The 24,993-nt window shown below is 34.5% G+C and carries 25 protein-coding genes and 1 pseudogene; 14 read left to right on the top strand and 12 right to left on the bottom strand.

Annotation, left to right across the window (positions count from 1 at the left end):
* Nucleotides 1-73: 73 nt before the first annotated feature.
* The gene (gene lnt / locus NZ698_RS12680; RefSeq protein WP_263003511.1) at nt 74-1,714 is read right to left on the bottom strand and encodes an apolipoprotein N-acyltransferase; all 1,641 of its coding nucleotides are present in this window, start codon (nt 1,712-1,714) and stop codon (nt 74-76) included.
* A 56-nt stretch (nt 1,715-1,770) separates the two neighbouring features.
* On the opposite strand from lnt, the gene NZ698_RS12675 reads away from it, so the two are divergent.
* A complete protein-coding gene (locus NZ698_RS12675) occupies nt 1,771-2,193 on the top strand; it encodes a VanZ family protein (protein WP_263003510.1) in 423 nt (140 codons plus the stop codon).
* Nucleotides 2,194-2,288: 95 nt separating this feature from the next.
* On the opposite strand, the gene proC is transcribed toward NZ698_RS12675, so the two are convergent.
* The 4 genes from proC to NZ698_RS12655 form a co-directional block, all read right to left on the bottom strand.
* Nucleotides 2,289-3,092: a pyrroline-5-carboxylate reductase gene (gene proC / locus NZ698_RS12670; protein ID WP_263003508.1), complete on the bottom strand. Its 804-nt coding sequence runs from the start codon at nt 3,090-3,092 to the stop codon at nt 2,289-2,291.
* Between the two features lie 102 nt (nt 3,093-3,194).
* A complete protein-coding gene (gene murB, locus NZ698_RS12665; RefSeq protein WP_263003506.1) occupies nt 3,195-4,208 on the bottom strand; it encodes a UDP-N-acetylmuramate dehydrogenase in 1,014 nt (337 codons plus the stop codon).
* Nucleotides 4,209-4,255: 47 nt separating this feature from the next.
* On the bottom strand, nt 4,256-4,735 hold the full coding sequence (locus tag NZ698_RS12660) for a hypothetical protein (protein WP_263003505.1): 480 nt from the start codon (nt 4,733-4,735) through the stop codon (nt 4,256-4,258).
* A gap of 15 nt (nt 4,736-4,750) precedes the next feature.
* Nucleotides 4,751-5,956 carry a pyridoxal phosphate-dependent aminotransferase gene (locus NZ698_RS12655; protein WP_263003504.1) on the bottom strand — a complete coding sequence of 402 codons (1,206 nt, stop codon included), beginning with the start codon at nt 5,954-5,956 and terminating at the stop codon, nt 4,751-4,753.
* A gap of 281 nt (nt 5,957-6,237) precedes the next feature.
* Here NZ698_RS12655 and NZ698_RS12650 point away from each other — a divergent pair, with 281 nt between their 5' ends.
* The 6 genes from NZ698_RS12650 (at nt 6,238) to NZ698_RS12625 (ending at nt 13,361) form a co-directional block, all read left to right on the top strand.
* On the top strand, nt 6,238-8,796 hold the full coding sequence (locus NZ698_RS12650; protein WP_263003503.1) for a fibronectin type III domain-containing protein: 2,559 nt from the start codon (nt 6,238-6,240) through the stop codon (nt 8,794-8,796).
* A gap of 99 nt (nt 8,797-8,895) precedes the next feature.
* On the top strand, nt 8,896-9,351 hold the full coding sequence (locus NZ698_RS12645) for a DUF1801 domain-containing protein (protein WP_263003502.1): 456 nt from the start codon (nt 8,896-8,898) through the stop codon (nt 9,349-9,351).
* Entirely contained in the window at nt 9,329-9,982 is a 654-nt protein-coding gene (locus NZ698_RS12640) for a YiiX/YebB-like N1pC/P60 family cysteine hydrolase (RefSeq protein ID WP_263003501.1), read from the top strand. Before NZ698_RS12645 ends, NZ698_RS12640 begins: the two co-directional genes overlap by 23 nt.
* A gap of 167 nt (nt 9,983-10,149) precedes the next feature.
* The gene (locus tag NZ698_RS12635; RefSeq protein WP_263003500.1) at nt 10,150-10,455 is read left to right on the top strand and encodes an NIL domain-containing protein; all 306 of its coding nucleotides are present in this window, start codon (nt 10,150-10,152) and stop codon (nt 10,453-10,455) included.
* A gap of 389 nt (nt 10,456-10,844) precedes the next feature.
* Entirely contained in the window at nt 10,845-11,399 is a 555-nt protein-coding gene (locus NZ698_RS12630; RefSeq protein ID WP_263003499.1) for a LemA family protein, read from the top strand.
* Nucleotides 11,400-11,402: 3 nt separating this feature from the next.
* Nucleotides 11,403-13,361, top strand: a complete 1,959-nt coding sequence (locus NZ698_RS12625) for a DUF2207 domain-containing protein (protein ID WP_263003498.1) — start codon at nt 11,403-11,405, stop codon at nt 13,359-13,361.
* Nucleotides 13,362-13,497: 136 nt separating this feature from the next.
* On the opposite strand, the gene murA is transcribed toward NZ698_RS12625, so the two are convergent.
* Nucleotides 13,498-14,805, bottom strand: coding sequence for a UDP-N-acetylglucosamine 1-carboxyvinyltransferase (gene murA / locus NZ698_RS12620; protein ID WP_263003497.1), 1,308 nt, complete (start codon nt 14,803-14,805; stop codon nt 13,498-13,500).
* Nucleotides 14,805-15,473, bottom strand: a complete 669-nt coding sequence (locus NZ698_RS12615; protein WP_129536110.1) for a DUF4290 domain-containing protein — start codon at nt 15,471-15,473, stop codon at nt 14,805-14,807. The genes murA and NZ698_RS12615 overlap by 1 nt, the downstream gene beginning before the upstream one ends.
* A 189-nt stretch (nt 15,474-15,662) precedes the next feature.
* Here NZ698_RS12615 and NZ698_RS12610 point away from each other — a divergent pair, with 189 nt between their 5' ends.
* Nucleotides 15,663-17,099, top strand: a complete 1,437-nt coding sequence (locus NZ698_RS12610) for an alpha-amylase (protein WP_263003496.1) — start codon at nt 15,663-15,665, stop codon at nt 17,097-17,099.
* A gap of 126 nt (nt 17,100-17,225) precedes the next feature.
* On the opposite strand, the gene NZ698_RS12605 is transcribed toward NZ698_RS12610, so the two are convergent.
* Both NZ698_RS12605 and NZ698_RS12600 read right to left on the bottom strand, forming a co-directional pair.
* Entirely contained in the window at nt 17,226-17,639 is a 414-nt protein-coding gene (locus tag NZ698_RS12605; protein WP_263003495.1) for a thiol-disulfide oxidoreductase DCC family protein, read from the bottom strand.
* 7 nt (nt 17,640-17,646) lie between these two features.
* A complete protein-coding gene (locus tag NZ698_RS12600; protein WP_263003494.1) occupies nt 17,647-18,105 on the bottom strand; it encodes a heme-binding domain-containing protein in 459 nt (152 codons plus the stop codon).
* Nucleotides 18,106-18,352: 247 nt separating this feature from the next.
* Between NZ698_RS12600 and der the strand changes: the two genes are divergently transcribed.
* On the top strand, nt 18,353-19,663 hold the full coding sequence (der, locus tag NZ698_RS12595) for a ribosome biogenesis GTPase Der (RefSeq protein WP_263003493.1): 1,311 nt from the start codon (nt 18,353-18,355) through the stop codon (nt 19,661-19,663).
* An 84-nt stretch (nt 19,664-19,747) separates the two neighbouring features.
* Nucleotides 19,748-20,401 carry a uracil phosphoribosyltransferase gene (gene upp, locus NZ698_RS12590; RefSeq protein WP_263003492.1) on the top strand — a complete coding sequence of 218 codons (654 nt, stop codon included), beginning with the start codon at nt 19,748-19,750 and terminating at the stop codon, nt 20,399-20,401.
* Here upp and NZ698_RS12585 read toward each other — a convergent pair whose 3' ends face one another.
* The 3 genes and pseudogenes from NZ698_RS12585 to NZ698_RS19530 all read right to left on the bottom strand — a co-directional run.
* Complete coding sequence (locus NZ698_RS12585; protein WP_263003491.1) at nt 20,402-21,091, bottom strand: alpha/beta fold hydrolase; 690 nt, start codon at nt 21,089-21,091, stop codon at nt 20,402-20,404. It abuts the gene before it with no gap.
* Nucleotides 21,092-21,134: 43 nt separating this feature from the next.
* Entirely contained in the window at nt 21,135-21,605 is a 471-nt protein-coding gene (locus tag NZ698_RS12580) for a ComF family protein (protein WP_368407661.1), read from the bottom strand.
* Nucleotides 21,606-21,731: 126 nt separating this feature from the next.
* A pseudogene (locus tag NZ698_RS19530) lies at nt 21,732-21,788 on the bottom strand (hypothetical protein); the annotation flags it as partial.
* Nucleotides 21,789-21,883: 95 nt separating this feature from the next.
* On the opposite strand from NZ698_RS19530, the gene queD reads away from it, so the two are divergent.
* From queD to NZ698_RS12560, 4 genes are all read left to right on the top strand, one after another.
* A complete protein-coding gene (gene queD, locus NZ698_RS12575; protein ID WP_263003488.1) occupies nt 21,884-22,330 on the top strand; it encodes a 6-carboxytetrahydropterin synthase QueD in 447 nt (148 codons plus the stop codon).
* Between the two features lie 25 nt (nt 22,331-22,355).
* Nucleotides 22,356-23,129, top strand: coding sequence for a UDP-2,3-diacylglucosamine diphosphatase (locus NZ698_RS12570; RefSeq protein ID WP_263003487.1), 774 nt, complete (start codon nt 22,356-22,358; stop codon nt 23,127-23,129).
* A 193-nt stretch (nt 23,130-23,322) separates the two neighbouring features.
* Nucleotides 23,323-24,312 (top strand): LuxE/PaaK family acyltransferase, encoded by a 990-nt coding sequence (locus NZ698_RS12565; protein ID WP_263003485.1) that lies wholly within the window; start codon nt 23,323-23,325, stop codon nt 24,310-24,312.
* A 132-nt stretch (nt 24,313-24,444) separates the two neighbouring features.
* Entirely contained in the window at nt 24,445-24,990 is a 546-nt protein-coding gene (locus tag NZ698_RS12560) for a hypothetical protein (RefSeq protein WP_263003484.1), read from the top strand.
* The last annotated feature ends 3 nt before the right edge of the window (nt 24,991-24,993 follow it).

The raw sequence follows: 24,993 nt of genomic DNA, 5'->3' as shown, positions 1-24,993 counted from the left end.
TTTAGTACAGCGATATTTAGCTATTTCTAATTTTTTCTATTTAATTTATGTCTCAATATTTTTTTTAAAAAAATTAAGCTTTCTTTTTCTCTAATTTATTCTGAAACCATTTAATTAAAAAATAGAAAATCAGAAACCCTAAAGAAAACAGTGAGAATCTGGTTAGTAAATCTCCGGCTTTTACATAAAAAGTTTCGTTGTCATAAAGATTGACTTTAGCAAATAAAGCAGTTTGATCGCCATAAAAAGTATCCTCTAAAACCTCACCTTTAGCATTGATATGGGCAGAGATTCCACTGTTGGCAGATCTTGCGATTTCTCTTCTTGTTTCGATAGCTCTAAGTCTTGCATAAGACAAAAGTTGTTTGTGGCCTTCCGTAACGCCCCACCACGAATCATTGGTGACAATCGCTAGAAAGTTGGCTCCTTTTTTTACATATTCGGTAACAAATTCGCCATAAATACTTTCATAACAGATAATAGGTGCAATTTTTCCTTTGTTATAAGGATTGGAAAAAGCAACACGTTCATCGTCTGTTCCGAGCGATGCTACAGTTCCACCTAAGTTAATCATTGCGTCACCAAGAAGCGGTTTGAAAACACTCATGTAAGGGAATATTTCAACACCCGGAACCAATTTTCCTTTGTGGTAAACTTCTACTTTTTGATTAGGAATAATTTGCACTGCAGAATTATAATTTTCTACCCACAATTGAGGATTTAGCTGATAAGCTTCTTTAGGTAAATTTTCTGCGCTTTTATAAAATCGGTGAGATGAAATTCCTGTTGTGAAAACCGAACCAGGATGTTTTGCTAAAAATCCTTTCACATCATTCAAAAGTCCGCTTTTTTCAAATGCCGTTTCAGAGATCGAACCTCTTCCCGGAATTGCGGTTTCGGGAGCAATATAATAATCGATTTTTCCTTTGGTGTTTTCTTCGGCAAGCGCAAGAAGTTCTTTTACAATAGTGATGCTATCTTTAGAATACTTTTCTGCATAAGGATCAAGGGCAGGTTGCAACATTAAAACGTTAACCTGACCAATTGGTTTTTCATCGTAATTATTAAATTTAATCAAAGAAATAATTATGGGAAGAATTATTAGTAAAGCAACGATAGATGAGTTTCTGATAAGTGCTTTTCTTTTTCGTTCAACTTCAAATACTCTGATCGTATAAAATATTAAGACATTAATCAATAAAATCCAAAAGCTTCCACCGGTTGAGCCTAAAGTATCATACCATTGAATAAACTGCGGATAGTCTGAAAAAACATTTCCCAAATTCAACCAAGGCCATGTAAATTCCCAGTTCAGATGAAATTTCTCAAAGCTCATCCAGATCGCTACAAAAAAAGCCAGTCCCCAATAACTTCCTTGTGCGTTTTTATACCAGTGATAACATTGAAAAACCAAAGAATACAAAAATGAATTTGCTAAAATAGGAAATACCACCGCCATCATTGAGTGGCTTCCATCAGGATTTTTTGCACCGTAAAGCCAACCCGTTGTCACGATATTCCATATGATAAAACAGAGGTAGGAAAGTCCGAAAACCACCCAGCTTTTTCTCTTAAACTGAGAAAATTTTGATACGCCATGTTCCATCATCAAAAGTGGAACGAGTGCGAAAAATATAAAAAACGGAATTCCGTAAGTAGGCCACGAAATGGACAAAAGCATCGCTGAAATGAGCGTAAGTAAAACGTATTTCATTAAATTATTTTAACACAACAAATTTAATGCTTTTGAAATGAATAACTTTGCAAATGATGTTAAAGAAATTTTATAAATTCATCATTTTACCGTACACGATTTTTTTGCTCTATCTCATGTTTTTCGGGATGGGAAGATTTCAGTATGATGATAATATTGTAAGGTTAGAGCCAATAATATCAACGTTTTGGTTTATAAAAGGATCGATAAGTTGGTTTGAAATTATAAAAATCGTACTCGGAAATGTTGTGATGTTTATTCCTTTCGGTTTTTTAGGCTGGGTTTTTCCTCAATTGAAAGACCTGAAAAAATTGATCATAGCCTTTGTTTCCGCAATTGTGATTGTAGAAGCGCTTCAATATTTTTCGAGAATGGGAGTTTTTGATGTAGATGATATTCTCCTCAATACTTTTGGGGTTTATTTGGGATGGCAAATGTGCAAGTTTCTTGAATTGCGTTTCAAGCGTTTCGTAATTTGAATCATCAAAAATTAATATTGCTCCAACTTTAAAATGCTCCAACCCTAAAACGCTCCAACTCTAAAACACTCCAACCCTAAAACACTCCCACACAATTATCCATTCAGTTCTTTCGCTCTTTTTTCTGCATTTAAAATTCCTTTTTGCAAAATTTCCTTGAAATTGTTGTCTTCAAATGTTTTTAAGGCAGCTTCAGTTGTTCCGCCCTTTGAAGCAACATCTTTGATGAGTTCTTCAAGTTTTTTCTCGGAATTATTGATTAAATGATAAGCACCAAGCATGGTTTGTTTTACAAAAAGTTTAGAAAGATTTTCATCAATTCCCATTTGAGTTCCGGCTTTGATCATTGCATCAACAATATAATAAAAATAGGCAGGTCCGCTTCCGGAAAGCGCAGTAACACCGTCGAGTAAATCTTCGTTTTCCAAATAAACTGATCTTCCCGTGCTGTTTAAAAGTCGCTCAATATTCATTAATTCATTGAAAGCAATTCCCTGCGCTGAAGTATAGCCTGTAATTCCCATTCCCAAAAGAGTTGGAGAATTCGGCATTGCTCTAACAACGGATTGATGATTGAGTAGTTTTTGAATTTTAGATATTTTAATTCCTGCCATGATCGAAAGAACCATTTGGTGATCTTTTAATTTAAAATTAAAATTCTCTGCAACATACTGAAAATCCTGCGGTTTTACAGCAATGATAATTAAATCTGCATCTAAATCTTTAACATTATTAAAAATTGAAATCTTGGATTTTGGAAATTCCTCTGATATTTTTGGGATTTTAGATTCGTTTCTTGTGATAAGCTGAAGATTTTCAGGTTTTATCAGTTCGTATTTTAGAAATGATTTTGAGAAAGATAAGCCCATATTTCCGGCTCCGATGATGGCGATTTTCATTTGTGTGTGTTTTAGGATGATTTCTTTCGGCTGTTTTCTGAAAGTTGTAAATTTTTAATTATTAAATGTACTGAATTCAAATTTTAAATAAGAAATTTATTTTTAAATCATATTCACTTCTCTCTCCAACTCAATCCCAAATTTCTCTTTCACAGAATCAATAATCATCGTGGAAAAATCAAAAATTTCTTTTCCTGTTGCATTTCCTGTTGCGTTGATGATGACTAAAGATTGCAATTGGTGAGAAGCTACGTTTCCGATTTGTTTTCCTTTCCATCCGCATTGTTCGATCAGCCAACCAGCTGGAACTTTAACGAAATCTCCATTTGGATAACCTTGAATGTTTTCAAATTTTAATTTTAAATCTTCAAATTGAGCTAAAGGAATTGTTGGGTTTTTGAAAAAACTTCCCGCATTTCCGATAATTTTCGGATCAGGTAATTTGCTTTGTCTGATATTAATTACAGCTTTAGAAACATCCTGAATCGTAGGGTTTTGAATTCCCAGATTTTCCAGCTCTGTTTTGATTGCGCCGTATTCTGTCTTAATGATGTGATTTTCTCTTGTTAGTCTAAAAGTAACTTCCAAAATCACATATTTTCCTTTTCCTTCCTGTTTAAAAATTGAATCTCTGTAACCGAATCTGCATTTATTTAAATCAAATTCTTCAACTTCTAAAGTTTCCAGATTTAAAACTTTACAACTTACAAAAACATCTTTTATTTCTGTTCCGTAAGCTCCGATATTCTGCATTGGCGAAGTTCCTACATTTCCAGGGATTAGGGAAAGGTTTTCAAGTCCGCCATAGTTTTTATTTAAGCAAAATTGTACAAATTCATGCCAGTTTTCCCCTGCATTTGCTGTTACCAAAACTTCGTTTTCATTAATCATTTCTTCTGAAATTCCTTTTAAATTAAGCTGAATAACCAGTCCTTCAAAATCCTTAGTAAATAAAACATTGCTTCCGCCTCCAAGAAAAAGAAGTGGGAGTGTTTGGGAGTTTGAGAGTTTAAGGTTTTCGATCAATTCTTCTACAGAATTTACTTCTGTAAAATATCGGGCTTTTGCATTGACACCGAAAGTGTTGTAAGCTTTTAAAGAAAAATTTTCCTGCATTAAAGAAGATGTGTTTTGAATTTGTTTTTAGCTAGATGGTAAAAAACCTATTGTTGTTTTTGAGGAATTATATTTTCGAGTTTAATTTTAAATTCCTCGAATTGTCTGTAGTGAGTATCGCTGTAAGCATTGACGTAGACGTGAGAATTTTTAGTAGTTTTTATTTGAAAAGTTTCATCCATACCGTCGAGATGCTGAATGCTGGGCGAACTTTCAATTAAACTCAGGTCTTTGATCTTGAAAGAAGAGGTCAGGTTTTTCCAGATTTTCGGAGTGATCGCTTTGTGCCACTCACTATGTTTTTGATTGGCTGTCATTCCCTGTTCAAAGTGGATGGAATCTTTAGTGATTCTGATGTTGCTGTAGCTTCCTAATTCTCCGCCAACATTTGACAATCCGATAAATGTGATTTCTTCGGGGTTTGTTGAATTTATTTTTTCGGTAGATTTTTCGCTGCAAGAAAAAAATATCAACAGTAAAAACATAGAAATGAATGATCTCAAACTAGTTGTTTTTACTGTTGACATGATGTTTCAATTGTATTAATGACGTTTGTCTGAATTGTAATTTTCTAAAGCAGCGTGCAATATCGCAACGCTTTTTCTCAAATCCTGCTCATTAAGTACGTAAGCTATTCTAACCTGTTTTTTTCCTAATTCAGGATTGCTGTAAAATCCTCCGGCAGGAGCAACCATGATGGTTTCGTTATTTAAAGAATATTTTTCTAATAACCATTGTGCAAATACTTCTGTGTCATCAACGGGAAGTTCCGCAACGCAATAAAATGCACCTCTTGGTTTTGGACAAATAACACCAGGAATATCGTTTAGTAAATCTACCAAAACATTTCTTCTGTGGGTGTATTCTTCTCTAACGGCTCTTATGTAAGCTCCGTCATTTTGGTGAGCTGCAGTAGCTGCGATCTGTCCTAAGAGAACTGGGCTTAATCTTGCCTGTGCAAAAAGCATGGCTGCATCATGAATTTTTTTAGAACGTGTGATCATGCATCCGATTCTTACACCACACATAGAATAACGCTTTGATTCTGAATCGATAATAATACAGTTTTCTGCCAATTCAGGAAATGCAAACATTGAAATTTGTTGTTTTCCATCATAAACATATTCTCTGTAAACCTCGTCTGAGATGATAACGATGTCATATTTTAAGGCGATATCTGCTAATTGCTGCAATTCTTCTCTTGTATAAAGGTATCCGGTTGGATTTCCGGGATTGCAAATAATAATCGCTCTTGTTTTTGCACTGATTTTTTTCTCAAATTCTTCGATTGGAGGCAACGCAAATCCTGTGTCAATTGTTGAAGGAACTGCAACCACATTGACATTGAATGTGCTTGTAAATCCGTTATAATTTGCGTAATACGGTTCTGGAATGATTACCTCATCGCCGTCGTCACACAAAGTAGATATTGCGAAATTTAAAGCTTCTGACCCACCATTTGTTACAATGAAGTTATCAGGAGTAAGATCTGTAAAGTCCAGTGAATGGTAATATTCGGTCAGTGCTTTTCTGTATTCGATATTTCCTTCAGAAAGAGCGTATTCCAATACTTTTAAATCAATGTTTTTTAAAGCATTCAAAGCTGTTTCCGGAGTTTCAATATCGGGTTGTCCGATATTTAAATGATAGACTTTCGTTCCTCTTTGCTTTGCTTTCAAGGCAAAAGGAACCAGTTTTCTTACCGGTGAAGGCGGCATTTGTTGTGCTCTGTTTGAGATATTAGGCATTGTTCTAAAATTTGTAAGGCAAAAATAGGATTAAATTCTTAATAAGTAAAAAACTATGTGGTGAATGTTATATTTTGTAGAAATTTAAATTCTCTTTAAAATTTTAACATAATATTTATTTTTTTTTACTGATAAAAATTTTATTAGTAGAATTTTGTTAATATTTTGAATGAATAAAAATTATGTTTTATTCTCAAATATTGAAAATTTAATATTGAATAGATATTTTAAATTGATTTTTATTGATTTTTTATTATTTTAGCAGAGTTAAAATTAATAATATGAAAATAAATCGATTTTTGGGAATTGTTAGTTTGGGTTTATTGCTTTCATCGGCAAGTTTATCGGCACAATACTATTATCCTGTAGCATTATCAGGTGGGTTTAATGGTGATGCAATTGCAAATGGAGTTGGACCGGCAGCATCAAGTACAACTATCCCCATAGACAATGGAGCTTCTACAAGCGAAAATAATGCCTATTTGTCCAAAGATTATCAACCTACAGCTGCAAGTCCGGTACTTACTTTTGGACTTCCAATTAATGGTCAGTTTTGGGGTGCTGTAACAACAACGCAAGGACTTACTTATCAGCTTGCTCCTTACACTGGTCAAAATACTTTAAAATTAAGTGCAACCGGTGATACAGGAACGCTTTCGTTTACGACTGCTACTGCTGCATATAATTTATATCTCTTGACTACTGGTGGTGGTGGATCTGGTGCTTTGAGTGCAGTAGTAAATTTTAGTGATGGTACCACTCAATCATTTACCAACTTAGCTGTTGCAGATTGGTACAATGGGACCGGATTTGCAATACAGGGCATTGGTAGAGTGAAAATCGATACTGATGTAGTCGATCCAGCTTCTGGTACAAATCCTAGGATGTATCAAATTCCTATGGCAATCATTGCTGCAAATCAATCTAAAACTATCACAAGTGTTGCTATAACTAAAACATCTGGTTCCGGTTTACTTAGTATATTTGCTATTTCCGCAGATAAATACAGTTCATGTGTTGCACCAACTGCCACTACAGTATCTGCAATTGCTGCAACTTCTGCCACTGTAAGTTGGACTGCACCGTCAACGCCACCGAGTAATTATGATGTATATTATACTTCTGCCACTGTTGCGCCAAGTAGCACTGCAACACCTTCTGTTGCTGGAGTTACTGGAGTTACAACGCCAATTGGTGGATTATTACCTAATACTCAATACTATGTGTGGGTACGGTCAAAATGTGGTGCCACAACAGGAGAGTGGGCATACGCAACATCTTTTAAATCAGCTTGCGGTGCTGTGACATCACTGTCTGAAAATTTTGATTCTTACGCAGCTGCTGCAGTATTACCTGATTGTTGGGGTAGACTCGTTACTACAGGTACCTTATCTATCAGTAGCACAAGTCCTGCATCAGGAACGAGAAATATTTACCAATACAGTACAACTGCACAGGCGGTAACGACTGCCGTATTGCCAGAATTGAGTAATATTAATGCAGGTACTCATTGGTTGAAATTTAAAGCGAGAATTAGTGCTGCCACAGGAACGTTAAATGTTGGATATCTAACTAATCCTACTGATGCAAGTACTTTCGTTTTATTACAAGCTTTAAGTATTGCAAATACAAGTTATATTACTAATTCTGATTATGGCGTGATTGTGCCTAATACAGTTCCTGCGACTGCAAGATTGGCAATACGTAATACTGCTGATGGAAAAGGTTATTATTATGATGATGTAGTTTGGGAAGCTGTTCCTACATGTTTCCCACCAAGTGCTGTTTCTACTTCTGCTGTGACAGCTAATACTGTGACTGCTTCTTGGACTGCTCCTTCATCTGCTCCGGCAAATGGATATGATTACTATTATTCTACCACCAATACCGCTCCTGTTGCTACAACAACACCTACAGGAACTATTGCTGCAGGTAATGTTTCATCTGTTGTTTCAGGATTTAATCCTGCTACAACTTATTATTTGTGGATGCGTTCTTCATGTAGTGCTACAAGTAAAAGTGTATGGACAAGTCTTGGTTCATTTACTACTTTATGTGCTCCAGTGATTCCGTCATATACTAATGATTTTAGTACAGTTCCTGGGAATTGTTGGTCAAATGCTCTTTCAGGAGGTACACCTGCAACAGGACCAAGTGGAACTAGTCCATATTGGGTATCTGGTGGTTTCCTAAATACTGGGACTGCTAATTCTGTAAGAATGAATATTTATAGTACCGCTAGAACAGGTTGGTTGAAAACTAATGTCTTTAATTTATCAGGCGGAGGTTACAGAGTGAAATTCGATTACGGTTTAACTGGGTATAATAATACATTATCTTCAGCGATGGGATCTGATGACAATGTACAATTGCTTGTTTCGAATGATGGAGGTGCCACATGGACTTCGCTTAAAATCTGGACAGCAGGAAATGAACCTTCCAATACTTCAAGCGTATATTCTTTAGATTTGACAGGATATAACAGTGCCAATACAGTTTTTGCGTTCTATGGGACTTCTGGTTCTGTAGGTGATACTCAGGATTATGATTTCCATATAGATAATTTTACTGTAGAATCTGCTAATTTAGGTACTTCTGAATCTGTTGCAGTGAATAAAAAACTAAGCATTCATCCAAACCCTTTCAAAGATGTCATCTACATTTCTGAAACGAAAGATATCAAATCAGTTACGGTTTATGACGTTGCAGGACGTATCGTAAAACAAATAAATGATTCTTCAAAAGAAGTTCGTTTAGCTGAATTGAAAGAAGGATTGTATATGATTAAAGTAAGCTTTAAAGACGGAACAGAATCTGTTACAAAAGCGATCAAGAAATAACCTTTATTTTGAATTATTTTTTAGCAGCTGTACGAAAGTATGGCTGCTTTTTTATGTAATTTAAATTTTGTTAATTTGAAAACTTAAAACTGTTATGCTATGCAAATTCCTGCAACGTCTGTAGAAGATTACGTCTCCCAGATTCCTGATGAAAGAAAAGATGTTTTTAGACAGCTTTTTGATACCATTTCCGAAAATTTACCTGAAGGCTTTAAAAATGGTGTAAGCAACGGAATGATCGGCTGGAACGTTCCTTTAGAAACTTTTCCGGCAGGTTATCATTGTACTTCGGGTTCGCCATTACCATTTATGGGATTGGCTTCTCAGAAAAATTTCATTGCATTGTATCATATGGGAATGTATGCAAAACCTGAACTCTTAAATTGGTTTGTAGAAGAATTTCCTAAGCATTCTAAAAGAAAATTGGATATGGGTAAATCATGTATCCGTTTTAAGAAAATGGATGAAATTCCTTTTGAATTAATCGCTGAACTGAGTAAAAAAATGACTGTTGAAGAATGGATCAATATTTATGAAAGCAATCTTAAAAAGTAATTTTTTTATTAAAATTTTCGCAATTGCATTCATCTTAATTCTATTTACAGGTTGCAAGAACTCAATTTCATCAGATCTTAAAAACGGCGATTTGTTATTTGTCACAGCAAAGGAAAACGGACTTTCCGGAGCGATCAACAACGTTACCCAAAAACAGAAAAATACTTCGTTCGATCATATCGGAATTTTACAAAAGGATAAAAATGGAGTTTTCGTACTTCATGCAGCTCCGAAAAATGGTTCTCAAAAACAGAATTTAGATGAGTTTCTAAAAGATCAGGCAAACGACGGACAAAAAGTTATTGTTTACAGATTGAAACCTGAATTTCAAAAAACGATTCCGACTGTGATTGAAAAAGCAAATTCAATGGTAGGGAAACCATACAATTTCAATTATATTTTAGACGAAAATTCTTATTACTGTTCAGATTTTATCGAAAGATCGTTTAGGAAAGATCATATTTTTAAACTGGAACCGATGACTTTCATTGATCCCAAAACAGGTAAAACAAATTCTTTTTGGGAAGAGTTTTATACTAAAAAAAATCTCAAAGTTCCGGAAGGCGAACCGGGTTGTAATCCAAACGGACTCGCTGCTTCAGAGAAATTAGAAAGAATTAAAGAACTGTAAAGATCAAGAGAAGGTGAAAACCTTCTCTTTTTTAGTTAAAATTAAAAAATATTACCCTACTAATTTGGTAGACTAATATTTTTTTATACTTTTGTCAGGAATTAATGAGTAAATATTTCAAAAAATGTAATTCAGAAAGTATTGTTTAATCACAAATTGTTTTAGTTATGATTACGCCAAATTTGCAGGCTTTGCCAAAAAATGTACACCTCATCAAAAAAGATTTGATCATCGAAGTAGAACTGAATGGAAAAATGAAGTTTGACCATCTTTTGAATGCGATTTACCAGCAAATGGGAATCTGCTACAAAGTACTGAGCGCAAATGTGGAATACATGAACGGAGCAAATTTCGGATCGTTTCAATTACATATCAAAGCAAGTGCAGAAGAATCTCAGGAACTTGAATTTTTCCTGAATAACAATAAACTCATGAATACGACTGTTGATTATACCTGCAGAAAATATTCATAAGCTGTAAGTCCATATAGTTTGAGGGGCGTTCAATTTATTGAGCGCTTTTTTTGTTTGATATTTCTTTAAAAATAAACTTTCTCTAAATTTATTCTAAAAAATAATTTGATTTATGATTGTAAAGAGACTTAGAAAACGGAGACGTTAAAAACTTTTGAATAATTTTCGTTAAGAAATTTCCACTGTTTGAAGCGCGAGACAATTTTTAAATTGAAAAACTAATTATCAATTCGCGCAAGTTTTGGAAATTTTAGAAAATTATTTAAAAGTTTAGTCGAGTTTTCAGTCTTGAACTTTTGCTACTTTTGCTTCAAGGCAAAAGTAGAATACAAATTTTATTCAATTCTCCGAGAAAAACATTATTTTTAGATAAATTAAATTACAAAATTATGATCAAACTTATTGTTATTCTTGGTATTATAGTAATTGCGGTTTTATACGCAGTTTCTATTTACAATCGTCTCGTAAAACTCAAAAATCTCGTTCAGGAAGCATGGAGCAGTATCGATGTGATGTTGAAAAAGCGTCACGATCTTATCCCCAATTTGGTAGAAACAGTAAAAGGTTACGCAACACATGAGAGAGAAACTTTAGAAAATGTAACGAAAGCCAGAAATCTTGCTGTAGGAGCAGACTCTGTAGAAGGCAAGGAGATTGCAGAAAAAAACCTGAATCAGGCGATGGTGAATTTATTTGCAGTTGCAGAGCAATATCCGGATTTGAAAGCGAATGCCAATTTCCAGCAATTGCAGGCAGAATTGAGTTCTATCGAAAACGACATCGAAAAATCTAGAAGATATTACAACGGAACGGTGAGAGAAAATAATACTCTGGTAGAATCTTTCCCAAGCAATATCGTTGCAAATATGTACAAATTTGAAAAAGCTAAATTCTTTGAACTTGAAAATATTGCAGAGAGAGAAGTTCCAACGGTAAAATTTTAAAGGATGAAAAAGATTTTAGCGTTTCTTTTTCTTATCATATTTTCTTTTAATTATGGTCAGGAAGCGGAAGAAGCAGAAGCTGTAAGTTCAGAATCGATCAATTTTAATGAAGGTTCTGAAAGGATTATTAATTTTCATGCAAATATTGATGTTGATAAAAATTCAGGATTAAACATCACCGAAAAAATAAAAGTTCACAGTCTTGGAGATAAAATTAAAAGAGGGATTTTCCGTTCGCTTCCGCTGACAAGAAATCTTAATAATACCACTCAGAAGGTGCGATATAGTGTGGTTTCTGTAAAGAAAAACGGTGTAGACGAAGATTATCATGAAGAATATGAGGACGGTTTTCTTAAAATTTATGTCGGAAATAAAAATGTCATTCTAAGTCCTGGAGATTACGATTACGAAATACAATACACCACAGAAAAGCAAATCGGTTTTTTCCCAAAGTATGATGAGCTGTATTGGAATGTCAATGGAAATGACTGGGATTTTCCGGTTGACAGTATTTCTGCAACAATCAATCTTCCTCAAGGTGCAGGAATTTTACAGAATTCATGTTATAAAGGAGTTTTGGGAAGTAGTTCCCAGGATTGTACTTCTAGAATTCTATCCGAACATTCGATTGAATGGAGCGCAGAAAATCTCGGTTCAGGTGAAGGTTTAACAGTTGCTGTAGGTTTCAAAAAAGGAGTAATGATTCCGCCGCCGCCGCCAACTTTCCTTGAAAAATTTGGAATTTTGATTGCAGGCATTATTGTCTTTTTAGGCTTATCACTTTACTATTATTCTACATGGAAAAAATATGGGGTCGATCCCGAAAAACCGATTGTCTATCCGCAGTTCAATTCTCCTGACGATCTTTCGCCGGCTTCTTTGGGATATATTCAAAATGAAAATTTTAAAAATAAATTTCTCACAGCATCTTTGGTGAATTTAGCCATAAAAGGTTATGTCCAGATTTTCGAAGGTGAAGATTCGGGCATTTTAGGCTTGTTTAAATCTAAAATGTTTACCGTTAAAAAACTAAAGGAACCTGATCAGACTTTACCGAAAGAAGAAATTGGCTTGATGAATAATCTTTTTTCAAGCGGTAAAGACGCTATAAAATTCGACGGAAAATACAATTCTAAAGTTGAAAATGCGGTTAAAAGCTTTCAGTCTGTCCTTAGATTTGAATATGATTCGTTTTTGAAAGAAGGAAATAATTCCAAAAAATTAGTTCTGCCAATTATCACAATCTTGTTTGTTTATTTTCTCGGACTTTTTGTGAGTTTCAGAATTTTCCCTGAATTCGAAAAAGTCTTTCTGGGAATTTTTATTCTTGCGATTTTAACGGTACTTTTTGCAATTGCTACTGTGTTATTTAAATTTTTTCCGGGTTTATTTAAATTATTTTTGGTTTTTCCCGTCATCGCATTTATAGTTTTAGGAGTGCTGATTCATAACGAAAGCGATTTTACGATTGACAATAATTTCAATGTGTGTTACATTTTTATTATTTTGAGTTCTATGTTTCTGGTGATTTATCAGTTTTTAATTAAACGTCCGTCCGAAGAAAAGCTTAGAAAAAAATCGCTCATTGAAGGTTTTAAAATGTATATGGGAGCAGCAGAAAACGAACAAATTAAATTTCACAATCCACCCGAAATGACTCCGCAGTCTTTCGAAAAATTGTTGCCTTTTGCAATGGTTTTGGGTGTAGATGATATTTGGGGAAAGAAATTCGATGATCTGCTTCAAAAGATGTCTTACGAATACCAGAGCAATTGGTACATTGGTTCATCAATGAATCATTTTGCAATGGCAAGTGTCCTCAATTCAAGTTTAACCAATTCTATACAATCTGCATCAACGCAACCTTCAAGTTCGGGATCAGGAAGCAGTTCCGGTTCAGGATCAGGTGGTGGAGGATTCTCCGGTGGTGGGGGTGGCGGCGGTGGCGGCGGCGGTTGGTAAATCGTTTCCCGAAAATATTAAAGTTCAACACTTTAAATAAACTTAAAAATAAAAAAAGCGTTCAGAAAATAAATTCCGAACGCTTTTTTATTTTAATTAAATCTGCCGTGATTCAAATTGTAATTTTGACCTAAACTTAAATTCTCTCAATATCAGCACCAATTGCTTTCAATCTTCCGTCTATGTTTTCATATCCTCTGTCAATTTGCTCAATATTGTGAATGATTGATTTTCCTTCCGCAGAAAGTGCTGCAATCAGAAGTGCGTTTCCGGCTCTGATGTCCGGAGAAACCATCGTTGTTCCACGAAGCGGTGATTCTTGGTTTAAACCAATTACCGTGGCTCTGTGTGGATCGCATAAGATAATCTGTGCTCCCATATCGATTAATTTATCCACGAAAAATAATCTTGATTCAAACATTTTCTGATGTACCAAAATGCTTCCTTTAGCTTGTGTTGCCACTACCAAAATAATAGAAAGTAAATCAGGAGTAAATCCCGGCCAAGGTGCATCGGAAATCGTAAGGATAGATCCGTCGATAAATTTTTGAATTTTATAATGTTCCTGAGAAGGAATATAAATATCGTCACCACTTTGCTCAAGCTCAATTCCCAGTTTTCTGAATGTATTTGGAATAACGCCAAGCTGGCTCCAATTGACATTTTTGATGGTAATTTCAGATTTTGTCATGGCTGCAAGACCAATCCAAGAACCGATTTCCACCATATCAGGAAGCATTGTGTGTTCTGTACCGTTTAGATGAGTAACTCCTTCAATCGTCAGTAAATTTGAACCGATTCCTGAAATCTGAGCTCCCATTCTATTCAGCATTTTGCAAAGCTGTTGCAGGTAAGGTTCGCATGCTGCGTTGTATATTCTTGTTTTTCCTTTTGCTAAAGCTGCTGCCATCACGATATTGGCAGTTCCTGTTACGGAAGCTTCTTCAAGAAGGATAAATTTCCCGTTAAGTTCTTTAGCTTTTAATGAATAGAAGTATTCGTTCTCATCATAATGAAATTCGGCACCCAATTCAACCAATCCCTGGAAGTGGGTATCTAATCTTCTTCTTCCGATTTTGTCACCTCCCGGAGTCGGCATATAAGCTTCACCGTAACGAGCCAACATGGGTCCCATCAACATAATTGAACCTCTCAGTTTTGCTCCGTCTTTTTTAAATTCGTCAGATTTAATATAATCAAAATTGACACTGTCTGCTTTGAAAGTAAAGTCACCGTGCCCGTTTTTAGTCACTTTTACTCCGAAATCGCCTAAAATCTCAATCAATCTGTTGACATCATGGATATCCGGAATGTTTTTTATTCTTACCTCCTCATCCGTTAACAAAACCGCGCATAAGATTTGGAGAGCTTCATTTTTTGCCCCTTGTGGAGTGATTTCACCTTGCAGTCTTTTTCCTCCTCTTATTTGAAATGTCCCACTCATTATCTTCTATTCTTATTATTGTTGTTATTTGTGAATCTTCTTTTGTTAATATTGTTGTTAGTATTGCTTTGATTTCTATTATTATTGTTCTTGTTGAGATTATTACGGTTTGCGGTTGCGTAATAGATCTTGCTTTTCTCAAGAGATTCAATATTCGTTAAATCAAGTCTGTTGGATGATAATTCTTTCAGATGACGGAAAATCACATCATCGGTAACATGTTCTTTATTATAAACATTATAAGACTTCTTCATGTTGTTGGCAATCACTTCGATCAGAGCTTCTTTTTCGTCTCCCGGTTCCAGTTCGATTGCTTTTTCTATGAGCTGAAGAATACTTTTTCCATAAAATTTAAAATCTCCCTGAAGTTTAGGATATTCCATTCTTTTTGGTTTTTCCTCAAGTTCTTCTTTAGTCGGGAAAGGATAAACAGGATCGATATCCAGATCATGTTTAGCCAAAATATATAAGTGATCCCAAAGTTTATGTTTGTAATTGTCTTCGTCTCGTAGTTGCGGGTTTCTCTGACCCATAAAATCAATGATTGCCATTGCCATTTCGTTTCTTTCTTCTTTTGTAGAAAGCTCTTTGCAACGCTCAACCAGTTGTTGGATAATTCTGCCGTATTCCGGCATATTAAGCTGAGTTCTTTGGGTGTTGTATTCCATAATATGCAAATATATGGATTAATAAAAAAAATGTCCTGAAAAAGTTAAAAGTTTATAGTTTTTTAATAAAAATGCTATAACAATTTACACACCATGTTTAAGGTAAAAGTAAATTATTTTCAGTTTTATGAATTTTATTTCGTAAAAATTGTATTTTAGTTGTTAGTTTAATAATTAAAACCATTCTATATGAAAAAAACACAATTTTTAGTTTCTTTATTGGCTTTAGGCTTTATCAATTCTTGCCAGAACAGTGACGAAACCATCAACGAAACTCCAAAACAATTTGAAGTACATGACAAAACGGTGAATGTCACCACTCATGACGGAAGACCTTTCAGTACGGGCAATGCATCTTCGATCAATGGAAAATTCGTTGCAGGTCCGGGTGGAGGTGTAATGATGCAGGGTTTTTACTGGGACGTTCCGGACGGCGGAACTTGGTGGAATACCGTTAAAGACAAAGTTACCGATTGGTCAAATGCAGGAATGAGTGCAATTTGGCTTCCGCCCGCTTCGAAGGCGCAAAACGGTGCTTACTCAATGGGGTATGATCCTACAGATTACTATGATTTTGGAAATTACAATCAGAACGGAAGCGTAGAAACGCGTTTCGGATCAAGAACTGAATTGGAAGGATTAATAACGAAAGCCCACGCAGAAAACATGCAGGTTTATGCAGATATTGTGATCAATCACAACAGTGGCGGACAATCTCAGGCAAATCCTTTTACCGGAACAAACACATGGACAGATTTTTCCGGTGTTGCTTCTGGGAAATTTCAGAGAGGTTACAATGATTTTTACAAAAACTCTTACGGAAATAATGATGAAGGAGCTTTCGGTGGTTTTCCGGATCTTTGTCATGCAAATCCTTATGTTCAGGATTGGCTTTGGGGAAGAGAATATTCTGTAGGGAAATATTATAAAAATGTAATGAAATTTGACGGTTGGAGATTTGATTACGTAAAAGGTTTTGGGCCATGGGTTGTCAATAACTGGAACTCCAACGTTGGTGGATTTTCTGTAGGTGAATTATGGGATTCAAACGTAAATACTCTGGAATGGTGGGCAAATAATGCAAACAGTTCGGTATTTGACTTTGCTGCGTATTATAAAATGGATGAAGCTTTTGATAATGGAAATTTAAATGCACTAAACGACGACATGATGTGGAAAAGAAATCCTTACAAAGCAGTGACGTTTGTTTCAAATCATGATACCGATATCATTAATAATAAAAATCTGGCTTATGCTTATATTTTAACTCATGAAGGTTATCCTACGATTTTTTATAGAGATTATGAAGAATGGTTGAACAAAGAAAGACTGAATAACCTGATCTGGATTCATAATAATAAAGCAACAGGAAATACTTCTATTCTTTACACCGATAATGACGAATATATCGCAAGAAGAAATGGTTATAATGGAAATCCGGGATTGGTTGTATACATCAACAGTTCATCAAATTGGCAGGAAAGATGGATTCAGACCAACTGGGCGAGTCAGCAAATCAAAGATTTTACAGGTCATTCATCTTGGTATCCGACAACACAGGGAGACAAATGGGTCAAGATTCAGTGTCCGCCGAATAGTTATTCAGTTTGGTCATTAAATCAATAATTGAAGAAGGAGAGCAATTTTGCTCTCCTTTGTTTTTATAATAAGGTTTGTCATATAATTTTAAATCTAATTTAGATTCCTCTGGAATGACAAACTATATAAATAATTTCTTGAAAAATTTTAAGTTTAAATTTCAATAAACTTCTTTCTTTGTTGTGGTGTTGGCAAATAACATTTCTGATTCGCTAGTTTCATCCTGTTTTCTGAAATTTTGTCATAAATTTTATCTCTGAAAAACGAAGGGAATAATTTTCCCATTACAGCAAGTTTATAAATTCCTCCAAGTAAATTGGCAATTTTCAAAACTGCCTGCGATTTTGTTAGATAATAACTTTTAGGCTTCCAAAGATACATGGTGTTAAATTGCTTCGTCTCAAGATCTCTTTCAGAAAGAAATTTTTGTCCAAATTCAGATTGTAGCGAGGCAAACATAAATTGGTCATTTTTATCTCTTTCCAAAATCCATTGCACCCAAAAATTGCAGACTCCGCACTCGCCGTCAAAAAATACAATATGTTTATTGTTCCAGTTTTCCTGCATGATGTTTTTATTGCATTTTTATTTTTGTGTCTTCTATTTGTTTTTTAAAATAAGTAACAAGTTCTTTCCTCTGTTCATCAGTCAGTTTTGCTTCCTGATGTCCGATATAATATGATTCTAAAGGCATTTCTTTCTTTTCAATCATTTCAATACATTCTTCCATTTTGTGTATTTGCCTTTTGGGTTCATACATTGCAAATGTGGAGAAATTTAATTCTCTTCTACCTTCATTGATATGATTTTTTAAAAACCATGACGAAGGTGCAATACTCGAATACCACGGATATTTTGTTTCATTAGAATGACAGTCGTAGCATGAAGTATTGATGATCTTTGCTACATTTTCTGGAGTATTTTTAATTCTTAAAAAATCCATTCCTTTATTTACGGGTGGATTCGTTTTATCAATCGGAAAAAACTGAATAATAACAAATGCAACTAAAATAATAATGATAATTTTTTTCATACGAGTGAAAATTTTGAAAAATAAAAATAAAGTACTGCCTTTTATAAAAACATATCTCGTGCCTAAAGTCTAAAATTAAGAAAAAATATTGAGTATACATTTGTAGACTAGATATTTAGAAAAATCAATTCTCGATTGTTAAATTTTAAAACCTTATCTTTGCAAAAAAAATTGGGCTCCAATAGTTGGAGTAACCCATTGATAATCTGATCCTGAGTACAATCTCAAGGGTTATTAAACATTTTTTATGTCAAATATTGTTGCAATCGTTGGGCGTCCCAACGTAGGAAAATCTACACTTTTTAATCGTTTGCTGGAGAGAAGAGAAGCTATCGTAGATTCCACTTCCGGAGTTACAAGAGACCGTCATTACGGAAAATCTGACTGGAGTGGAGTAGACTTCACCGTAATCGATACAGGCGGTTATGAAGTAAACAGCGAAGACGTTTTCCAGGAAGAAATTTCAAAACAGGTACAGCTGGCTATTGATGAAGCAACTTCAATTATCTTTATGATGAATGTAGAAGAAGGTCTTACAGACACAGATATCGAAATTCATGAGATGTTGAGAAGAGCAAAAAAGCCGGTTTATCATGTGATCAATAAAGTGGATTCTTCTAAAGAGGAATTGGCTGCTACAGAATTCTATCAGTTAGGAATTGAAAAATATTACACTCTATCTTCTGCTACAGGTTCAGGAACAGGAGAAATTTTAGATGATGTCGTTAATGACTTCCCGACTACAGATTATAAAGATCCTTTCGAAGGTCTTCCGAAAATTACGATTGCAGGTCGTCCGAACGTAGGAAAATCTACTTTGACGAATGCTTTGCTTGATGTTGAAAGAAACATTGTAACAGATGTTGCAGGAACAACAAGAGACAGTATTCAGACACTTTACAATAAATTCGGACATGAGTTTGTGTTGGTAGACACTGCGGGAATGCGTCGTAAATCTAAAGTAAATGAAGATCTGGAATTCTATTCTGTAATGAGATCAATCCGTTCAATCGAATTTTCTGACGTTGTCATCATTATGGTTGATGCAACTTTAGGATGGGAATCTCAAGATATGAATATTTTCGGTTTGGCTCAGAAAAACAGAAAAGGGATCGTCATTGTAGTTAACAAATGGGATTTGATTGAAGACAAAACAACCAATACCGTTAGAGATTTCGAACAATCAATCCGAGATAAAATCGGTCAGTTCAGCGATATTCCGATTCTTTTTGTTTCAGCTTTAACGAAGCAGAGAATCCTGAAAGCTGTTGAAATGGCGATGGTTGTTTACGAAGACCGTAAGAAGAAGATCAAAACTTCAAAATTAAATGAAGTAATGCTTCCAATTTTCGAGCGTACACCGCCACCTGCGAACAAAGGAAAGTTTATCAAAATTAAATATTGTGTGCAGCTTCCTACACCGTCTCCACAGTTTGTATTTTTCTGTAATCTTCCACAATACGTGAAAGAAGCCTACAAAAGGTTTACAGAAAACCAATTGCGAAAAGAGTTTGGCTTTACCGGAGTTCCGATTGAAGTGTATTTCAGACAAAAATAAAAAAATAGATCCCTTTTAGATTTTTCTAAAAGGGATTTTTATTTGAATTAATTTTAATATTTTAGATAAAATTTTGTCAGAACAATGAGTACAGTAGTATTATCAGATCAGTTTTCTTTAGTCAATTCATGGATCAATGAGCTTCGAAACGTTGAAACTCAACATGATCGTTTAAGGTTTCGCAGAAATATGGAACGCATCGGTGAAATTGCCGCTTTTGAAATCTCTAAAGATTTAGATACAAAGGAAATTGAAATCCAGACTCCTTTAGATAAAATAAAGGTTCAGGAAATTGCTGTACAACCTGTAATTACAACTATTTTAAGAGCAGGAGTTCCTCTGTTTCAAGGGATTTTAAATTATTTTGACAAAGCAGACTGTGGTTTTGTAGCGGCTTACAGAAAACACGATGCAAATGACTATTTTTCTATCAAACAGGATTATTTAACCTGTCCGAATATTGACGGAAGACCTTTAATCATAGCTGATCCAATGTTGGCAACCGGAGCATCTTTGATTGAAGCCATTAAAGATTTGTTAACCAATGGATCGCCTTCTCAATTACACATCGTTGTGGCTATCGCATCAAAACAAGGTGTTGAAACTATTGAAAAAGAATATCCAAATGCTAAAATCTGGGTGGGAGCGATCGATGAACGATTGACTTCGAAAGGATATATTACTCCAGGTTTGGGTGATGCAGGAGATTTGAGCTATGGTGAGAAGTTGCAGAGATAATTAAGGAAGATTCCAGAAATCTTGCATCAGATTAAGTAATAAATCTGGTTGTACTTTTTCTAGTGGGTGCTTTGTGCCGGGAAGTACGGCCAATTTTCCTTTCGTAAGTCTTCTGTAAACTGCAGTGCTTTCCTCAATCGTAACCATATTGTCCTGATCTCCGACCATAATCTGAACCGGAATTTCTATATTCTTTAAAATTTCATCATGTAACGGCGGATTTTTACCCAAAGAAATCATCATTTCGGCAATAGCAGGAAGTAACTCTTTCCATTTTGAACCATGCTGGAATTCTAATAATTCGGCATATTTTGGAATTTTTTCTATAATAATATCAGGATTCAGCATTTTACTTTCCTTTAATGCCTGTTCTTCTGTCCAGTCAAATTTGGTTGCTAATGTCATGACTGAATTTACTTTTTCAGGATTTTCTAAAGCGTAACAAAGTGCTACATAACCACCCATGCTGTGCCCGAAAATGCAAACATCTTCCAGATTTTTCTCTTTGATAAATTCACTTAATTCCTTAATGTATTTTTCAATCGTAATTCCGTTCGTCGGCAGTTCTGTGTTTCCGTGTCCCGAAAACAATGGGGTATAAACATTGAAAGATTTTGAAAGCGCATCCAGATAAGGATTAAATAAATCACAGTGACCCAAAGCACCGTGTAACAAAATAAGAACTTTCATATAATTAATTTATGGAAAATTACCAAAAATATTTTAATCTAAGCTATTCATCCATCGCCATCACCAATACACTCACTTTGTTATTACTTTCTTTCAAAATTTCCCATGCAATCGTAGCTAAAGTATTGCCTGTGGTAAATACATCATCAATTAATAAAATGTGTTGATTGGAAATGCTTTTAGTTAAAGTGAAAGTATTCTGAGTTTCAAGACGATGTTTTTTATCTTTCAGAGCCTGTGCTTTTGAGTAGTGGTTTCGCCTGATCAAATTATGATCATGAGGAATATTGTAAAAGTCAGATAAATTTTTTGTAAAAAGATGAAGCTGATTGTATCCTCTTTCTTTATGCTTTTTCGGATGTAGAGGAACACTTACCAGCAAATCCGGTCTATCATTTTTAAAATCTAATCTTTCTGTAACCCAATCGGCAAGAACTTTTCCGGTCTTTTCTCTGCTTTTATATTTTAATTCATGAATAATTTTTCTGCTCAGATTTTCTTTTCCAAACTGCATCAAAGCGTAAGCGTTTTCTATGGGGAAAAGCAGTTTGCATTTTTCTTTGAGATTGTTTTCTTGAGAATATTCAAAATGAGTAAAATGAATTTGCTCAAAGCAGATAGTGCAAATTATAAAATGAGAATCAATAATGCAGTTGCAATGTATGCAACGATTTGGGAATAATAAATCTAAAATCATTTGTGTGTTTGAGTAGTAAATTTACTAAAAATTTCAATATGCAACCATGATGACTGATATCCCAATTTTCTAATCAAATTCTATATCTTTGCAACATGATACGTATTACAAAAATTTTTACATTCGAGACTGCTCATGTGTTGTACAATTATGATGGGAAATGTAAAAATATGCACGGACATTCTTACAAACTTTTCGTTACAGTAAAAGGAAAACCAATCAATGATCTGGAAAATCCTAAAAACGGTATGGTGGTAGATTTTGGTGATATTAAAGCAATTGTAAAAGAAGAGATTGTCGATGTTTGGGACCATTCGGTTTTGATCAACGGAGTTTCTCCACATAGAGAAATGGGTGAAGAATTAGAGAATAAAGGTCAGAAAGTGATCTATTGTAACTTTCAGCCGACCTGCGAAAATATGTTGTACGCGATTGCTGCTAAAATAAAATCAAAACTTCCTGTGGATGTTTCTTTAGCCTATTTAAAGCTTCATGAAACGGAAAATTCTTACGGAGAGTGGTTTGCAGAAGATAATCAATAGTATTTTCTGAATTAAAACTGAAAAGGTGCTAAAAACGACCATTAATTTAGAGCCGGGAAAAAAGGTATACTTTGCGTCAGATCAGCACTTTGGTGCACCGGATCCGAAGCAGAGTAAAATTCGTGAAGAAAAATTTATCCGTTGGATGAATGAGATCAAAGAAGATGCTCAGGTTCTGTTTCTGATGGGTGATTTGTTTGATTTTTGGCACGAATGGAAGCATGTGATCCCAAAAGGTTACGTGCGTGTACTGGGAAAAATTGCCGAATTAAAAGACAGTGGAGTTCATGTCTATTTTTTCGTAGGAAATCATGATCTTTGGATGAAAGATTATCTGGAAGAAGAAATTGGCTGTACCGTTTTTTATAAGAAACAATATTTTGAGATTGCCGGAAAACAGTTTCTTTTGGCTCATGGTGACGGTTTGGGACCGGGAGATAAGGGATATAAAAGAATGAAAAAAGTCTTTACAAATCCTATTGCTCAATGGTTTTTCAAATGGCTTCATCCCGATATTGCGATGAAAGTAGCTTTGTATCTTTCTCAGAAAAATAAAATGATTTCCGGAGATGAAGACAAAGCGTTTTTGGGAGAGGATAAAGAATTTCTGATTATTTATTCAAAAGAAAAACTGAAGACAGAGAAAATAGATTACTTTATTTACGGTCACAGGCATTTGCCGATGGTTTTGGATTTGAATTCTCATTCAAAATACATCAATCTCGGAGACTGGATTTCTTATTTCACCTACGGAGTTTTTCAGAATGATTTTGAACTGAAAACTTTCGAACAGAAATAAAAAATTACCTCCGAAGAGGTAATTTCCGAATAACAGTTTCTACGGCTGTTATTTCTAATCCATATTCCGCAGATTGACTTGCAATAACCTGACCAACTTTATAGTTTTAAAATTAATAAAACGTAAAGTTTTCATTTATATTTGCTAAATGATTCATAATGAATCAATAAAGCTTTAAAAAATAATAAAAAAATTGAAAAGTATATTTGACATAAAGACCGAGCAGGAGTTTCTAAATGTGGCACTGACAACTTTTCGCTATCAATATAAAAATATTGACGTCTACAAAAGATTTGTTGACTATCTGAATCTTGATGTTGAGAAAATAAATTCGTTAGATAAAATTCCGTTTTTGCCGATAGAAATGTTTAAAAATCATCAGATTTTGGATAAAAATATTTCAACCGATTTGTATTTTCAAAGTTCTGGCACAACAAAGATGAATTTGTCTAAACATTTTATTGCCAATGAAAATATTTATCAGGAAAGCATCTACAAAAGCTTCGAACAGTTTATCGGAAAGCCAGAAGATTTTATATTTCTAGGTTTGCTTCCAAGTTATCTTGAAAAGCAAAATTCGTCATTGATTTACATGGTAGATTATTTAATGAAGAAATCTGACAAACCTGAAAATGGATACTTTCTTTACAATCATGAAGATTTATTTAAACTGTTAAATGAATTAAAAGATAAAAAAGTAATTCTATTTGGAGTTTCGTTTGCACTGCTGGATTTTTTGGATTTCTGCAACTCAAACGCTCAGACTCTTCAAGCTTCCAAAAATGTAACAATCATTGAGACTGGCGGAATGAAAGGGCGTAAGGAAGAAATGACAAAAGACGAGCTTTTGAAAATTCTTCAGAACGGCTTTGGAACTGAAAAAATATATTCAGAATATTCAATGACAGAACTGCTTTCACAGGCATATTCTTTAGGTGAAAATATTTACGAATGCCCAAATTGGATGAAGGTTTTAGTAAGAAATGTGGAAGATCCTTTCAGTTATGAAACTGCCGGGAAAACCGGAGCGATTAACATCATCGATTTGGCAAATATTCATTCCTGCTCATTTATTGCGACGCAGGATTTAGGTAAATTATTGACAGAAGGTGAAAATAAATTTCAGGTTTTGGGAAGAATTGATCATTCAGATATTCGTGGATGTAGTTTGTTGGTGAGTTAGTGGGTTTGAGAGTAGGAGAGTTTTAGGGTTGAATCCTTTGCTAAGTGAAACGCCTTTGCGAACGAAAAAATATTCTAGATAATTTTAAAATACCTTAACGACCTTTGCGTCAAAAACTAAAGCATCAAAACAGTGTTAAAGATAGAAGAGCTAGTTCACGCTTACATTCATGCAAATTGCGATTTTGAAAAAGAAATTGTATTAAGCAATCACTTTCATTCAGATTGGGAAGCGGATATTTTAATCATCGATTTTGAAGGATTTAGCCATGAAATTGAAATCAAACTTTCAAAAAGCGATTTCAAAAATGATTTTAAAAAGTCATACATCAATGCTAGAACCGGAGAGAAGTTTCTGAAGCATGACAAAATATGTTGTGGTGATTATCCTTGCAATTCATTCAGTTTTTTGCTTCCGATGGGAATGATCGAACATTCTGTAATTCCTGAACACTGCGGAATTATTGAATTTTATCACAACGTCGACAATTGGGAAACTGAATTTTATCTCATTCGACAACCCAAAAAAGTACACGAAGATTCTTACTGGAAACTAAACGATAAAGATCTTTTCATCCGAAAAATGGCTTTGAATTTATTACAACGCAAGTTGGAAATCAAAGGAAAACATGAAGAGCTAATCTTTAAAAATCCTTTTGAAATAAAGAAATTAAAATAGAAA

The sequence above is a fragment of the Chryseobacterium edaphi genome (assembly GCF_025628985.1).
GTDB classification, from domain to species: Bacteria; Bacteroidota; Bacteroidia; order Flavobacteriales; family Weeksellaceae; genus Chryseobacterium; species Chryseobacterium edaphi.
Note: the sequence above shows the minus strand (reverse complement) of the source record. Positions and strands in the feature narration are given on the sequence as shown.

What these genes read in the sequence shown, in the direction of transcription:
- lnt (WP_263003511.1), bottom strand. Translation starts at nt 1,714, where the DNA reads ATGAAATACGTTTTACTTACGCTCATTTCAGCGATGCTTTTGTCCATT.
- NZ698_RS12675 (WP_263003510.1), top strand. Translation starts at nt 1,771, where the DNA reads ATGTTAAAGAAATTTTATAAATTCATCATTTTACCGTACACGATTTTT.
- proC (WP_263003508.1), bottom strand. Translation starts at nt 3,092, where the DNA reads ATGAAAATCGCCATCATCGGAGCCGGAAATATGGGCTTATCTTTCTCA.
- murB (WP_263003506.1), bottom strand. Translation starts at nt 4,208, where the DNA reads ATGCAGGAAAATTTTTCTTTAAAAGCTTACAACACTTTCGGTGTCAAT.
- NZ698_RS12660 (WP_263003505.1), bottom strand. Translation starts at nt 4,735, where the DNA reads ATGTCAACAGTAAAAACAACTAGTTTGAGATCATTCATTTCTATGTTT.
- NZ698_RS12655 (WP_263003504.1), bottom strand. Translation starts at nt 5,956, where the DNA reads ATGCCTAATATCTCAAACAGAGCACAACAAATGCCGCCTTCACCGGTA.
- NZ698_RS12650 (WP_263003503.1), top strand. Translation starts at nt 6,238, where the DNA reads ATGAAAATAAATCGATTTTTGGGAATTGTTAGTTTGGGTTTATTGCTT.
- NZ698_RS12645 (WP_263003502.1), top strand. Translation starts at nt 8,896, where the DNA reads ATGCAAATTCCTGCAACGTCTGTAGAAGATTACGTCTCCCAGATTCCT.
- NZ698_RS12640 (WP_263003501.1), top strand. Translation starts at nt 9,329, where the DNA reads ATGAAAGCAATCTTAAAAAGTAATTTTTTTATTAAAATTTTCGCAATT.
- NZ698_RS12635 (WP_263003500.1), top strand. Translation starts at nt 10,150, where the DNA reads ATGATTACGCCAAATTTGCAGGCTTTGCCAAAAAATGTACACCTCATC.
- NZ698_RS12630 (WP_263003499.1), top strand. Translation starts at nt 10,845, where the DNA reads ATGATCAAACTTATTGTTATTCTTGGTATTATAGTAATTGCGGTTTTA.
- NZ698_RS12625 (WP_263003498.1), top strand. Translation starts at nt 11,403, where the DNA reads ATGAAAAAGATTTTAGCGTTTCTTTTTCTTATCATATTTTCTTTTAAT.
- murA (WP_263003497.1), bottom strand. Translation starts at nt 14,805, where the DNA reads ATGAGTGGGACATTTCAAATAAGAGGAGGAAAAAGACTGCAAGGTGAA.
- NZ698_RS12615 (WP_129536110.1), bottom strand. Translation starts at nt 15,473, where the DNA reads ATGGAATACAACACCCAAAGAACTCAGCTTAATATGCCGGAATACGGC.
- NZ698_RS12610 (WP_263003496.1), top strand. Translation starts at nt 15,663, where the DNA reads ATGAAAAAAACACAATTTTTAGTTTCTTTATTGGCTTTAGGCTTTATC.
- NZ698_RS12605 (WP_263003495.1), bottom strand. Translation starts at nt 17,639, where the DNA reads ATGCAGGAAAACTGGAACAATAAACATATTGTATTTTTTGACGGCGAG.
- NZ698_RS12600 (WP_263003494.1), bottom strand. Translation starts at nt 18,105, where the DNA reads ATGAAAAAAATTATCATTATTATTTTAGTTGCATTTGTTATTATTCAG.
- der (WP_263003493.1), top strand. Translation starts at nt 18,353, where the DNA reads ATGTCAAATATTGTTGCAATCGTTGGGCGTCCCAACGTAGGAAAATCT.
- upp (WP_263003492.1), top strand. Translation starts at nt 19,748, where the DNA reads ATGAGTACAGTAGTATTATCAGATCAGTTTTCTTTAGTCAATTCATGG.
- NZ698_RS12585 (WP_263003491.1), bottom strand. Translation starts at nt 21,091, where the DNA reads ATGAAAGTTCTTATTTTGTTACACGGTGCTTTGGGTCACTGTGATTTA.
- NZ698_RS12580 (WP_368407661.1), bottom strand. Translation starts at nt 21,605, where the DNA reads ATGCAGTTTGGAAAAGAAAATCTGAGCAGAAAAATTATTCATGAATTA.
- queD (WP_263003488.1), top strand. Translation starts at nt 21,884, where the DNA reads ATGATACGTATTACAAAAATTTTTACATTCGAGACTGCTCATGTGTTG.